Consider the following 11,973-nt stretch of genomic DNA (forward strand, 5'->3'; position numbering starts at 1 on the left):
CTCAGCAAATACAGCAGGTTAATATTGAATGTTACACCGGTAACATTAGTAACACCTGATTTGCGGGGCATATTCCCCGCCCCCCAGGGAGCATGAATGCCGTCAGCGGAATCAGGGGCAAATTTGGAGCCTGCCTCCCCCCTGAGACTCAGATTGGAATAGGGGTCGCCCCCCCAGCAGACCATGTCATCTGGAGAACTTCGATCTTAGTAAACAGGTGGATCCGCTGATCAGCCTGTTCACCAGTGCATTTGCCCTAGGGACCACTATTGCCGATACGGTGACGATTGACCTTTTTTTCAAGATTCTTTCAATTTTCAACGTTGAAATTTTAATAAGCTGGAGCATCTCCCACTAGCAAGATCCCGCGGGTTTCCGACCCCGTACCATCGGTAATCTCTCAGGGTCCCCAGCACATTTCGGTGCCTCAGCCGCCGTACTCCTCTGACATACTCGATTCACCAGCGCTCTCGTGGTGCAGACTGAAAGGAAAGTACGATGAATGATGAACAGGATTTGCCGACTGAAGGGGAATGCACCATTCACTCGCACCCGGTTCCGGCCGACGAGCTTTCGCGTTATAGCGTGGAAAGCGACCTCCATGCGGAGCGAGATATCGCTATCTATGTTGAGACCCAGGCACGTGATGAAGTTGTTCAGCACGTCGAGCGCATAAAAAAGGAAATCGTCCTGGGTGACACATACGAAATTTGGGACGTAACGACGGATAAGGATCGGTGGTGGGTCATTACCAACCTCACGAATCTTTATTCCCAGAAGCACTTCCCCACACTCGACTACACGATCTCTTTCCACATAGGGCTGATGATGCGCTTGCGGAGTCGTCCAGATCGGATCGATAGCTCAGACCCCACACCTTTCGATGAAGTGTTTCGACGCATGGATCAGGCAGACGCTCGCCATGACGCAGCAGTCGAAGCTGAAGACTTTCAAGCTGTAGGCATGCTCCTGCGCGAAGCATTGGTCTCGCTTATGGGCGCCGTCAGAAGACTGAGCGATATCCCTCAAGACGTCGACCGCCCTCAAGATGCCAATTTCATCGCATGGATCGACTTGTTGATGAATCATCTCTGTGGTGGCGGTAGCAATAAGGAACTGCGGCAGCATTTGAAGAACCTAGCCAAAGAGGCTTGGCAACTATCGAATTGGCTGACACACACCAAGAGCGCCAGTAAAACAGCGTCGTCCATTGCCATTCACACTTGCCAGACAGTTGTTGGCCACATGATGCAGATTCTCAAACGTGAAGAGCAGGACAGGACTGATCACTGTCCGGTTTGCAAGTCTCGCGAAATCCGCAAGTTCTACGATGTCGATATCGCTCCCGACGGGGACTCGTATCTGAGCTGTGGCGTTTGTGACTGGAACGACCATCCGGGTATCATGCCGGCCTAGCAATGGCGGGCATGTATCCCTACATGTATCCCTGAACAGCAAACCTCTCTGGAGGCCTTGAGTTTACTGGACTACTACAGTCTCCCTCGGGGCACCAAAATTAGAAAAGGTCTTGCTTAGCAAGGCCTTTTTTTTCGTCTGTCGGAAAGTGCCGCTGGCCCTCCGGCGAGATCTCACACAGGTTCACTCCATGGAAACGTCACTGGAAACCGTCGCCCTGTTCTCCCTCAAACTCGCGTATGAGGAGGAAGGCCTGAGCCCGATCCTGCGCGATGACATGGTCATGGGCGACTATCAGAAAGACGTGTTCGAACTGCTGGTGCGCCGGGGTGATGTCGAGACGATCCAGCTCAAGATGAACGAGTGCCTGGCGCTGGCGATGGATGCGTTGGGTGGCGTCGAGAAACCGTTGGGGCGGGAGCTGCACAAGTTGTCGACCGACTTCAGTCAGGCGCAGTCGCTGGAGCAGCTGGATCAGCCGCTCCTCGCGCTCAAGGGTTATTTGAAGGACATTCTTTAAGCTACGCAGATGAAGAAAGTGGCGCGCAGCTTCTATTTTGATATCTTGCCGTCCACTCGCCAGAGGCCTGTCAACCGCCTCTGTTATCGCGCACTCGGGAATGAACCAAAATGGATGCGGTGTTGTGCTTGCTGGTGATGGCTGGAACCTGGCTCTGGGTGGTGAAGCAACGGGGTGAGTGGAACCTGTTGCTGGCCAACCTTGCCGGCGCCGGAAGTGGCGTGGTTACCGGCATTGTGTTCACGCTGATTTACGACGCAGTCATTGGTACGTCGATGGCGACACCCAACCTGCATCGCAGTCTGGTGGTGTTCATCACCAGCGCGGGCGTTCTGGCGGGGGTATGGCTGTGGATTGCCAATCGCCGTCAACCCGAACATCCGGTTGCACGTCAGTTGCTCGGCGCGGTGTGTGGCTTGGTCGCCGGCATGGCGACCCTGCTGTTTCTTGCTGTGAATTACTTCCCCCACACGTGACTGGACGGCGTTACTGTTTTGCGGTCAGCGCCGAGCCTTCAACACCCGAATCTCAGTAGGAAACCCATCCGCCCCCACCAGTTTCTTCCAGCCCACATACTGAAACTCGCCCCGCTCATCGATGTAATCACCCTTCTCCACCGACCTGCCGCCGACAATCGCCACGCGTTTTTCCTCGCCACATCCGCCATCCGACGGCCGCACGGTGTAGATCACATACGGCTTCACATATTGCGTGGCACGAAAGTATTGGCCGCAGACTTCATCGACGGTAATCATCATGGTTTTCAGGCGCGCTTCGCCGTCCATGTCTTCGTGAAGTTTGAGGAAGGAGATTTCACCGACATCGCTGTAGCCGAGTGAACGGGCGCGTTGGTATTCGGGGGAGTTCTGGTGGGCGATCCGGCCTTGCTCGGCGGCCTGGTTCATTCTGTCGGCGAACTCGGCTTTGCCACGGGCAATCATCGCATCGGCCTCGGCCGCCACGTTTTCGCATTGAGCGAATTCCCCGGAGGCGAGGTATTGGGGAGGCAGGTTTGGGCGGTGCTCATTCATGCTCCCCTGGCTGTTCTCCAAATCGCCCATCACCTCAAAGGCGCCGGGCACGCGACCGCTCTGGACGTCGGCCATTTTTTCCTGCATGCGCTGACAATTGGCGAGGTAATACTTCCAGCTGTTTTCCGGGTGCTCTTTCCAGGCGGCGAATGCCGGGGTCATGGCGCTGGCGAAAGTGATTGCACACAGCAGACGCAGAGCAGGGGCGACTTTTGACATGAGTAGTCCATTACAGGAATCAGGAAAGTGGCGCGAAGCTACTATTTTGCTATCTTGCCGTCCAGTGTCGGCCCGGGAGCCATGGGCCTGACGAAACTGATTCAAAAGGAGGGGTGCGATGGATGCAGCGTTTTGTCTTTTAGCCTGGGTGACCATGTGGGTGTGGGTGGTCAAACATCGTGGCACCTGGAACCTGTTCCTCGCCAACCTGCTGGGCGCTGCCAGCGGCATGCTGGTAGGTCTGGTGGTCTCGGAGTTCTACATCGGTCTGTTCGGGTCGAGCCGTCCGCACGTAACCGGTCTGACGACCACATTGCTGGAAATGATGACGACCGCCGCGGCGCTGGTCGGCGTATGGATGCTGGTCGCCCGACGCTCGCAAGTCGAGCCCCTGATTGCGCGGCAGCTGCTGGCAGGCCTTTGCGGCACAGTGGCCGGCATTACCGCTCTGGCGTTTTTTGCGCTCAAGTGATCTGTATCGACACGGCGTGTGAAGGTTCTTGTGGCGCCAGAAATCTATTTTGATATCTTGCCGCCCATCTTTCAGTGCTCGTTATCGGAACGGCGCTGATATCCGGCTTCAGCAGGTTTAAGGAAAGGATCGAATGGAGTTTCTGCGTTTTCTGGCATTTGTCGCGGCCTGGGGTTTCATGTGGCGCTGGGTAGTGAAAAACCGCGGCAGCTGGAATCTGTTTTACGCCAACCTGGTCGGTGTAGCAGGCGGTTTCATTGTTTCGATGGTGGTGCTGGCGATCACTTTTTCATTGTTCCCGTCGGCGCATCGCTACGACGCCGCGCAGACTGAAAAGGTCGTGGCACAGCAGGAAGCCGAACCGACCTCGTTGCTGCCGGAAGCCGAGGCGGTTGCAAGCCCTGCTTCACTGAAAGACGCGCCGGTGTTCGCCGCTATCGAGCCGGACAACACACCCTCTCCAGCGGACTCCGCGTTGCTGCCGAATTACGCCAGTCGCGCGCCGAAGACGATGTCGGTGCAAACCGTGATCGACCAGAGTGACGATGAGGGGCGTAAGGCCCTGACAGTGCTGAGCAAAAAATTGCGCGCCGACGCGCAGGGCGACAAGTCGATGCTCGCGTATGTCATGTGCAGCCCGTTCGTGACCAGCACCTTGCGCTTCCCCGCGTCTGCCCGGTTTGCCGACAGCAAAAGCCTGACGCCGCAACGCTTCAAGGATCAGGTCTACACCTTCAGCAACACCGTCACCGCGCGGAACATGAATGGAGACGACGTGACCTACCGCTTCGACTGCTCCGTACAGGAACAGCCGAGAGTCGACGCGACACCTGCCGAATGGCGCCTGCTGGCGCTGAAGCTGGAAAAAACGGGCTCTTAAGCCTGGTTTAAGGGTTCGAGGCGCCGGCTGCGCTATCATCGCCGGCCTGTGCGCCTTGAGCTTTTCCCCCGATGCCTCCGACACCTGATGACCTGAGCCCGTTGCCTGCTGTTCTGGCCGGCCCACTGCTGCGCCGACTGGAACCGACACGCTTAGTGTTTTGGCTGGTCGGCAGCCGCGAGCTGTCGTTGACCTTGCGCCTGCAAGGCGTAGGAGACATTCCACTGGATGCCGGGAAATGCACGGTCATTCCGGTAGGCAACCGGGCATTTGTTCACCTGATCGATGTCCCCCTCGAGACGGCCCTGCCCTGCGACACCCGCATCGACTACGACCTGTTGAACGATGGCCAGCAGCCCATCGCCGATTGGGCGCCACACCTGCTTTACGACAACGCCACCAGCCCGAACTTCGTCCTGCGTTCGCGCATCGACCAGTTGCTCCACGGTTCCTGCCGCAAGCCCCATCACCCGGCCGCCGACGGTCTGCTCTGCGTTGATCGGTTGCTGGCCGCCGAAACCGATCCGCAGCAACGTCCCGCCCTGTTGATGATGAGCGGCGATCAGGTTTACGCCGACGACGTGGCCGGTCCGATGTTGCGGGCGATTCATGCCCTGATCGAGCGCCTCGGTCTGTTCGGTGAGCACCTCGAAGGCGCGGTGGTCAGCGACAGCGCCAAACTCTACGAACACCCGGCCAGCTACTACCACCGCGCGGATTTGCTGCCGGCACTCGAAAGCAACGAGACATTGCGCGAGCGCTTTTTCGGGGGTGCGCGCAAGCCGATTTTCACCAGCAGCAGCGCCGACAATCACCTCGTGACGTTTGCCGAAGTCATGGCGATGTATTTACTGGTGTGGTCGCCAACGCCCTGGACACTGGTCAATCCGCAGCCGCCGGCACTGACGCCGGAACGCCTCAAGCGCTATGCCCTCGAACAGACCCGCATCGACGGGTTCAAGGCCGGCCTCGGCCAGGTGGCCCGGGCACTGGCGCATCTGCCGAGCCTCATGATTTTCGACGACCATGACATCACCGATGACTGGAACCTGTCCGCGCAATGGGAGGAAACGGCCTACGGCCACCCGTTCTCCAAACGCATCATCGGCAACGCGCTGATCGCCTACATGTTGTGTCAGGGCTGGGGCAACAATCCGGATGCATTCAGCGCTGTACTGGAGAAAACCCGAGGCCTGAGCGCCAGCGGTGACGACCGCTATCTTGACACTCCCGTGCAGGACGAACTGATTGAGGAACTTCTGCGCTTTCAGCAATGGCATTTCGTAATGCCAACCAGTCCGGCGCTGGTGGTACTCGACACCCGAACCCGACGCTGGCGCAGCGAGATGGCGCTCAAGCAACCGTCGGGTTTGCTGGACTGGGAAGCCTTGAGCGAACTGCAGCAGGAACTGCTCGACCACCCTTCAGCGATCATCGTTTCGCCGGCACCGATCTTCGGTGTGAAGCTGATCGAAACCGTGCAGAGAGTATTCAGCTGGTGCGGTTATCCACTGCTGGTGGACGCAGAAAACTGGATGGCCCATCGCGGCGCAGCCCAAGTGATCCTGAACATTTTCCGACACTCGCGTACACCGGGCAGCTACGTGGTGCTGTCAGGCGACGTGCATTATTCCTTCGTCTACGAAGTCCTGATCCGACACCGCAAGGCCGGCCCGCGCATCTGGCAGATCACCAGCAGCGGCATCAAAAACGAGTTCCCGCCCACCCTGCTGGAATGGTTCGACCGCCTAAATCGCTGGCTCTACTCACCACGCTCGCCGCTCAACTGGCTGACCAAACGCCGCCGCATGCGCATCGTCCCGTACGTGCCGGAACACGCCGAAGCGGGTGAACGGCTGTGGAATTCGGCGGGGATTGGTCAGGTGTTTTTCAATCAACAGGGGCAACCGAAAGACATCATCCAGCACAACGCGAACGGCGCACCGAAGACCCGGATGCTGGCGCCGGATTTGTCGGACTACCCTGATTAGAGAAATCTCACGTAGAGAGTGAGAGGGATGGCAGGCTCGTCGGAATCAGCTTACAGAAGGCACAGAAACGTCTCGATGAGACTTCGGTGATACTCACTACACCGCAGGCAGCCCGTCTGTGGCACAACCACGGGTAGGAATCGCCTTGTCGCCCTGTACTCATTTCTGAACGTTCTTTGTATCAAGCGAGGTGTGAGATGGACACTATCAACTACACCACAGCTCGTGCGCACTTGGCTGAAACCATGGAACGCGTGAATGAAGACTGCGCCCCATTGTTGGTAACCCGTCAAAAAGGCGAGCCTGTAGTCATGATGTCTCTGGCCGAATACAACGCGCTGGAAGAAACGGCTTATCTGCTGCGTTCTCCGGCCAATGCCGAGCGCTTGATCAAATCGATTGGCGAAATGCGCGCTGGAAAAGCCAAAGTCAGGCAGCTGTTCGAAGAATAAAAATCCAGTTCACGCCAACGGGCTGGGAAGACTACTTATGGTTTCAACAAAACGATAAGGCCGGTCTCAAACGAATCAATCTTCTGATCAAAGCGATCCAGCGCCAACCCTTTGAAGGCTTGGGTAAACCGGAGCCGCTCAAGCACAACATGAGCGTCTTCTGGTCACGGCGGATAACTGCCGAGCATCGCCTGGTCTATGCAATCGTAGACGGCGAAATCTGCGTCATAACTTGCAGATTTCACTACTGACCGGGGGATGAGACAAGGCTCAGGGAACGGCCAACTCCTCTGACAATCATCCCCACCTCCCGCTCATCAATCGTCAGCGGCGGCAGCAACCGAATCGTCTTGCCGCGAGTGACGTTGATCAGCAGTCCATGATCCCGTGCCGCAATCAATGTCAGGTCGCGGACCGGCTGTTTGAGTTCGATGCCGATCATCAGCCCTTGTCCACGAATCGCCAGCACATTCGGATTGTCCGCCAGCTCTGCGCGCAAGCGGGTCAGCAGGCGCTCGCCTTGGACCCTGGCATTTTCCAGCAGGCCTTGTTCCTCAATGATCTCGAGCACGGTGCAACCCACCCGGCACGCCAGTGGATTACCGCCGAAGGTGCTGCCGTGGCTGCCGGGGGTGAACAGATCCGCCGCCCTGCCCCGTGCCAGGCAAGCGCCGATCGGCACGCCGTTGCCCAGGCCCTTGGCGAGGGTCATGACGTCGGGAACGATGCCTTCGTGCTGAAACGCGAACCAGCGGCCGGTACGGCCGATACCGGTCTGGATTTCGTCGAGCATCAGCAGCCAGGCGTGATGGTTGCACAATTCACGCAGGGCCTTGAGGTAGCCGGGCGGCGCCAGTTGCACGCCGCTTTCGCCCTGGATCGGTTCGACCAGAATCGCCACGATCCGCTGACCATGTTTGCGCTGCACTTGCTCCAGCGCCTGAAGATCGCCGAACGGCACTTTGACGAAATCCCCGGGCAACTCATTGAAGCCCAGGCGCACCGCCGGGCCATCGCTGGCGGACAAGGTGCCGAGGGTACGGCCATGAAACGCGTTGGCCATGACCACCACCAGCGGCTGTTCGATACCTTTGCGCCAGCCATACAGGCGCGCCAGTTTCAGCGCGGTTTCGTTGGCCTCGGCACCGGAGTTGTTGAAAAACGCCCGCTCCATCCCCGCCAGCCGCGTCAGCTTCTGCGCCAGCGATTGTTGCCAGTCGATGCTGTAGAGATTGGACGTGTGCAGCAACAATCCCGCCTGCTCGCTGATCGCCGACACGATGCGCGGGTGCGAGTGACCGACATTGGTCACCGCCACGCCTGCCACTGCGTCCAGATACTCGCGGCCCGCCTGATCCCAGAGTCGGGTGCCCAGGCCTTTGATGAAGCTCAAGTCCAGCGATTGATAGGTATTCATCAGGGCGGCGGTCATGTCGGCAAACTCCAGCGAGGTGAGAGGTGCTGGCAGTATGGTTATCCACCTGAACTGGATAAACTCGGCAAAACTTCAATCATTTAAAAGCCGGGCTTCATAATGGATTTGTTCCAGTCGATGAGCGTGTACGTCAAGGTTGTGGAGTCCGGCAGCATGACGGCGGCCGCGCTGCAGTGCGAAATGTCCACGACCATGGTGGGCAATCACCTGCGGGCGCTGGAGCAACGGCTCGGCGTGCAACTGTTGCAACGCACCACCCGTCGCCAGCGGCTGACCGAGTTCGGCAGCGTTTACTACCAGCGCTGTCTGGAAGTACTCGGTCTGGTCGCCGACTCCGAACGCCTCGCCGAGCAGACGCTTGATGAACCGCGCGGCATCCTGCGGGTCACCGCGCCGCTGACCTTTGGCGTCGAACGTCTGGCCCCGGCGCTCAGTGAGTTTTCCCTGCAATGTCCGCAGGTCAAACTCGACGTGATCCTGACCAACCGCCGTCCGGATCTGCTGGAAAGCGGCCTCGACGTGGCCTTCCGACTGGGCCACTTCGACCAGTCCAACCTGATCGCCCGCCCGCTGATCGACTACACCCTGACCGTCTGCGCCTCCCCGGAATACGTGGCCCGACGCGGCATGCCGCTCACGCCCGAAGAACTGCGTCAGCACGACTGCCTGTCCTTCGCCTACCCCGCCGGCGATGACTGGCAATCGGTGGAAAAACAGTGGCGCCTTAGCGGCCCGGACGGGGAAATCATGGTCGACGTCAAAGGCCCGATGCTGATCAACAGCTCCGCCGGCCTGCATCAGGCCGCACGCACTGGCATGGGCATCGTGATGCTGCCGGATGCGCTGGTGGAACAGGACCTGCGCGACGGCCGACTGGTCGTGGTGATGCCGGACTACCAGCCGCCGAACCGCCCGATGCATCTGCTTTACGCGCCGGATCGCTATCGGCTGCCGAAACTGCGTCGCTTCGTCGAGTTCGCCATGCAGATGTGGGGCAGACCGTAAGCAACGCGGCTACTGTTGGAAATACACCAAGGACGGAATCAACGAATGAACAAAGACATTTCAATACGCGACCTTCTGCCCACGGAAGTGGAGGCAGCAAGGCAGTTTCTGGAGGCGCACGGCTGGGGCCATCGCACCGGCACCGCCGAACATTTCGCACAGCTTGTTCAGAACTCTCAGCGCAGCGCTGTGGCATTGAGCGGCCAGCAAATTGTCGGTTTCGCCCGTGCCATCACCGATGGTTTGTCCAACGGTTACCTGTCGATGGTCGTGGTCGACGGGCAACACCGGCGCGCGGGAATCGGGCGGGCGCTGGTCGAACATGTGATAGGCGATAACACCGACATTACATGGGTTCTGCGTGCCGGGCGCGAAGGTGCTGAAGCGTTTTTTGCCAGCCTGGGGTTTGAAACGTCGGTGATCGCGATGGAGCGTTTGCGACTGAAATAGCCGACGGTTACTGTGACCCCGACTATGCTCCACCCTCCTCCTTTTCCAGCATGGATGCTGCGCAATGCTCACGATTCTGCAAAACACTCCGATACGGGTTTACCTGATTTTTCTGCTGGTGGTTTATTTCGGCATCAAGTCGTTTTCTCCCCGACGCGAGAGTCGTGTCTCGATGCTGATAACGCCCCCGGCGTTTTTGGCATGGTCGCTGTACTCCCTGAACCTGTCGATCAACCCGGCCTTGTTTTTCAGCACCTGGTTCGGCGCGCTGTTGCTGGGCGGTCTCTCGGCCTGGCTGGTATTCTCGCGGCGGGGCGTGGTGCTCGACGACTCTGCGACAGGGCTGATCATGCCGGGCACGGTAAAAATCCTGATCATGTACCTGATGTTCTTTTCCGCGAACTACTACTTCGGTTACCAGCATGACGTGAATCCGGAGATTTCCGCGTCCCCGGACATGCAGCTGCTCAAGTCCGGCATTGCGGGTTTCATGTGCGGCCTGATCGGTACCCGTTCGTTGAAGCTCTACTGGACGCTGCGTGGCCTGACGTCCCGGCGACTACCCGAGAACGCTGTCGCCAATGAATGAGACAGGACACGCGCGGTGCCTGGTTGCCCTTCACAAATCATCCGGACAAATAATCGGCACCACCGGCCCCTTGCTCCGTGACAACGCTGCCGCGCTCCCCTAAATTAGTCGGCCTGAAAAAGCCCCCAGCGCTTTCTCGTCTCATCTCAAGTTAAAAAAGTAGTGAAATTTCAATGTCCGATTTCAACACCGCTGAATCCGTAGTCACTCTGTCGTCCAAAGCGGAATACGAAAACTCCATCAATCTTTCACAACACATCCCACAGGCGAAGATCATCAGCGAGATGGTGCTGGACGCGTTCCAGTCGAGCCGCGAAAGCGATCAGATCCGCGAACTGCGCGCCGCGATCCGTCAGGCACACGACCGCTTCGATGACGACCAGGCCTATGAGCTGATGGGCGAACTCAAGCGCCTGAAGGACGCCGAAGCCGCCGACATCGCCGCCCTCGAAGATCTGAGCAGCAAATTCCCGATCAGCCGCATCCTGTCCAGCTTCAAGGACGATCCGGCGTTCCAGGAAATCGTCTATGGCCTGGCCCTCAAGGTTCTGAACCAGACCCACCAGGCGATCAGCAACCCGAGCGGCGGCAAGAGCAAGGCCGCACGCGCCAAGAAAGACGTTGAAGTGTTCAGCATCAGCAAGGACGGCATCAGCGTGACCCTGCCAATGCGCACACCGCGCTCGCGCCTGAGCGTGGATCGCGAGGCGCTGGAATTCCTCGGCTTCACCTTCGTCGGCGAAGGCGACGAGGCGGAAATCGAAGGCGAAACGTTCGTCGACAACTCCGGCGCCGAACACGCCATCAATCGCAAGAACATCATCACCGCCCTGCAACAGCAGACCGCGTTTGATGGCTACAGCATCGCCGCCCAGTAATACCGTGCGCTGACAAAAAAGCCCCGCACTGAAATTCAGGCGGGGCTTTTTGTTGTGCGGCTTTCAGCGATTACGCCGAAGGATGCACTGCGGCGATCATATCGACTTCGATGGCTGCGTTTTTCGGCAACTGATAGACGCCAACGGTGGTGCGGGTGTGTCGCCCGACATCGCCCAACACATAACTGAACACATCCGACGCGCCATTGGCGACTTCGCTGAGGTCAACGAAATCCGGCGTGGACTTCACGTACACCGTGACCCGCAACAACGACCTGACCTTGTCCAGCGAACCGACTGCATCGACGATAAAGGCCAGACACCGCATCGCGCTGATGCTCGCCGCGGCCTGCGCATCCTTGAGCGTCAACTCCTGCCCCACCCGCCCCGGATACTGAATCTTGCCCTCGGTGCGCGGCACCATGCCGCTGATGTAGATCTCATCGCGATGACGGATCAACGGCGCGTAATTGCCACCCACCGTGTTCTCGCCATTGATGTCGTAGTTCAGCTCTTTTGCCAGGGCAATGAATCGCTCGTCGCAGGTCATCCTCTCAGTCATTTCGCCCAGCCTCTAGATCGATGCATGTAGTTGGATCCGAATCTAGGGCTTTTGCCTATCGACCGCAACCTGT

The 11,973-nt window shown here is 58.5% G+C and carries 15 protein-coding genes; 12 read left to right on the forward strand and 3 right to left on the reverse strand.

The window, feature by feature from the left end; all coding sequences use genetic code 11:
• Nucleotides 1-498: 498 nt before the first annotated feature.
• The 3 genes from CAF74_RS03640 to CAF74_RS03650 all read left to right on the forward strand — a co-directional run bounded on the left by CAF74_RS03640 (nucleotide 499) and on the right by CAF74_RS03650 (nucleotide 2,412).
• Nucleotides 499-1,416 carry a gamma-glutamylcyclotransferase gene (locus CAF74_RS03640; protein WP_085745326.1) on the forward strand — a complete coding sequence of 306 codons (918 nt, stop codon included), beginning with the start codon at nucleotides 499-501 and terminating at the stop codon, nucleotides 1,414-1,416.
• Nucleotides 1,417-1,606: 190 nt separating this feature from the next.
• A complete protein-coding gene (locus tag CAF74_RS03645) occupies nucleotides 1,607-1,936 on the forward strand; it encodes a hypothetical protein (protein ID WP_064599251.1) in 330 nt (109 codons plus the stop codon).
• Between the two features lie 110 nt (nucleotides 1,937-2,046).
• Nucleotides 2,047-2,412 (forward strand): hypothetical protein, encoded by a 366-nt coding sequence (locus CAF74_RS03650; RefSeq protein WP_085745327.1) that lies wholly within the window; start codon nucleotides 2,047-2,049, stop codon nucleotides 2,410-2,412.
• A 24-nt stretch (nucleotides 2,413-2,436) separates the two neighbouring features.
• On the opposite strand, the gene CAF74_RS03655 is transcribed toward CAF74_RS03650, so the two are convergent.
• Nucleotides 2,437-3,186 carry a hypothetical protein gene (locus CAF74_RS03655; protein ID WP_085745328.1) on the reverse strand — a complete coding sequence of 250 codons (750 nt, stop codon included), beginning with the start codon at nucleotides 3,184-3,186 and terminating at the stop codon, nucleotides 2,437-2,439.
• 118 nt (nucleotides 3,187-3,304) lie between these two features.
• Here CAF74_RS03655 and CAF74_RS03660 point away from each other — a divergent pair, with 118 nt between their 5' ends.
• The 5 genes from CAF74_RS03660 to CAF74_RS03680 all read left to right on the forward strand — a co-directional run bounded on the left by CAF74_RS03660 (nucleotide 3,305) and on the right by CAF74_RS03680 (nucleotide 7,232).
• On the forward strand, nucleotides 3,305-3,658 hold the full coding sequence (locus CAF74_RS03660) for a hypothetical protein (RefSeq protein ID WP_085745329.1): 354 nt from the start codon (nucleotides 3,305-3,307) through the stop codon (nucleotides 3,656-3,658).
• A gap of 133 nt (nucleotides 3,659-3,791) precedes the next feature.
• Complete coding sequence (locus CAF74_RS03665) at nucleotides 3,792-4,538, forward strand: hypothetical protein (protein ID WP_085745330.1); 747 nt, start codon at nucleotides 3,792-3,794, stop codon at nucleotides 4,536-4,538.
• Nucleotides 4,539-4,609: 71 nt separating this feature from the next.
• Nucleotides 4,610-6,529 carry an alkaline phosphatase D family protein gene (locus tag CAF74_RS03670; protein ID WP_085745331.1) on the forward strand — a complete coding sequence of 640 codons (1,920 nt, stop codon included), beginning with the start codon at nucleotides 4,610-4,612 and terminating at the stop codon, nucleotides 6,527-6,529.
• 197 nt (nucleotides 6,530-6,726) lie between these two features.
• Nucleotides 6,727-6,981: a type II toxin-antitoxin system Phd/YefM family antitoxin gene (locus CAF74_RS03675; protein ID WP_085684641.1), complete on the forward strand. Its 255-nt coding sequence runs from the start codon at nucleotides 6,727-6,729 to the stop codon at nucleotides 6,979-6,981.
• Nucleotides 6,978-7,232, forward strand: coding sequence for a Txe/YoeB family addiction module toxin (locus CAF74_RS03680; RefSeq protein WP_085745332.1), 255 nt, complete (start codon nucleotides 6,978-6,980; stop codon nucleotides 7,230-7,232). Before CAF74_RS03675 ends, CAF74_RS03680 begins: the two co-directional genes overlap by 4 nt.
• Here the strand turns inward: CAF74_RS03680 and CAF74_RS03685 are convergent.
• Nucleotides 7,226-8,413: an aspartate aminotransferase family protein gene (locus CAF74_RS03685; protein WP_085745333.1), complete on the reverse strand. Its 1,188-nt coding sequence runs from the start codon at nucleotides 8,411-8,413 to the stop codon at nucleotides 7,226-7,228. The genes CAF74_RS03680 and CAF74_RS03685 overlap by 7 nt on opposite strands.
• Before the next feature lie 102 nt (nucleotides 8,414-8,515).
• On the opposite strand from CAF74_RS03685, the gene CAF74_RS03690 reads away from it, so the two are divergent.
• From CAF74_RS03690 to CAF74_RS03705, 4 genes are all read left to right on the forward strand, one after another.
• Nucleotides 8,516-9,421 (forward strand): LysR family transcriptional regulator, encoded by a 906-nt coding sequence (locus CAF74_RS03690; protein WP_007956710.1) that lies wholly within the window; start codon nucleotides 8,516-8,518, stop codon nucleotides 9,419-9,421.
• A gap of 45 nt (nucleotides 9,422-9,466) precedes the next feature.
• Complete coding sequence (locus CAF74_RS03695) at nucleotides 9,467-9,871, forward strand: GNAT family N-acetyltransferase (RefSeq protein WP_085745334.1); 405 nt, start codon at nucleotides 9,467-9,469, stop codon at nucleotides 9,869-9,871.
• A 64-nt stretch (nucleotides 9,872-9,935) separates the two neighbouring features.
• Entirely contained in the window at nucleotides 9,936-10,460 is a 525-nt protein-coding gene (locus CAF74_RS03700) for a hypothetical protein (RefSeq protein WP_085745335.1), read from the forward strand.
• Nucleotides 10,461-10,633: 173 nt separating this feature from the next.
• Entirely contained in the window at nucleotides 10,634-11,338 is a 705-nt protein-coding gene (locus CAF74_RS03705) for a hypothetical protein (RefSeq protein WP_085745336.1), read from the forward strand.
• Nucleotides 11,339-11,408: 70 nt separating this feature from the next.
• Here CAF74_RS03705 and CAF74_RS03710 read toward each other — a convergent pair whose 3' ends face one another.
• Nucleotides 11,409-11,900 carry a RidA family protein gene (locus CAF74_RS03710; RefSeq protein WP_011335841.1) on the reverse strand — a complete coding sequence of 164 codons (492 nt, stop codon included), beginning with the start codon at nucleotides 11,898-11,900 and terminating at the stop codon, nucleotides 11,409-11,411.
• Nucleotides 11,901-11,973 lie beyond the last annotated feature (73 nt).

Origin of the sequence: Pseudomonas sp. R45(2017), from assembly GCF_002112305.1 — a bacterium.
GTDB classification, from domain to species: domain Bacteria; phylum Pseudomonadota; class Gammaproteobacteria; order Pseudomonadales; family Pseudomonadaceae; genus Aquipseudomonas; species Aquipseudomonas paraglycinae.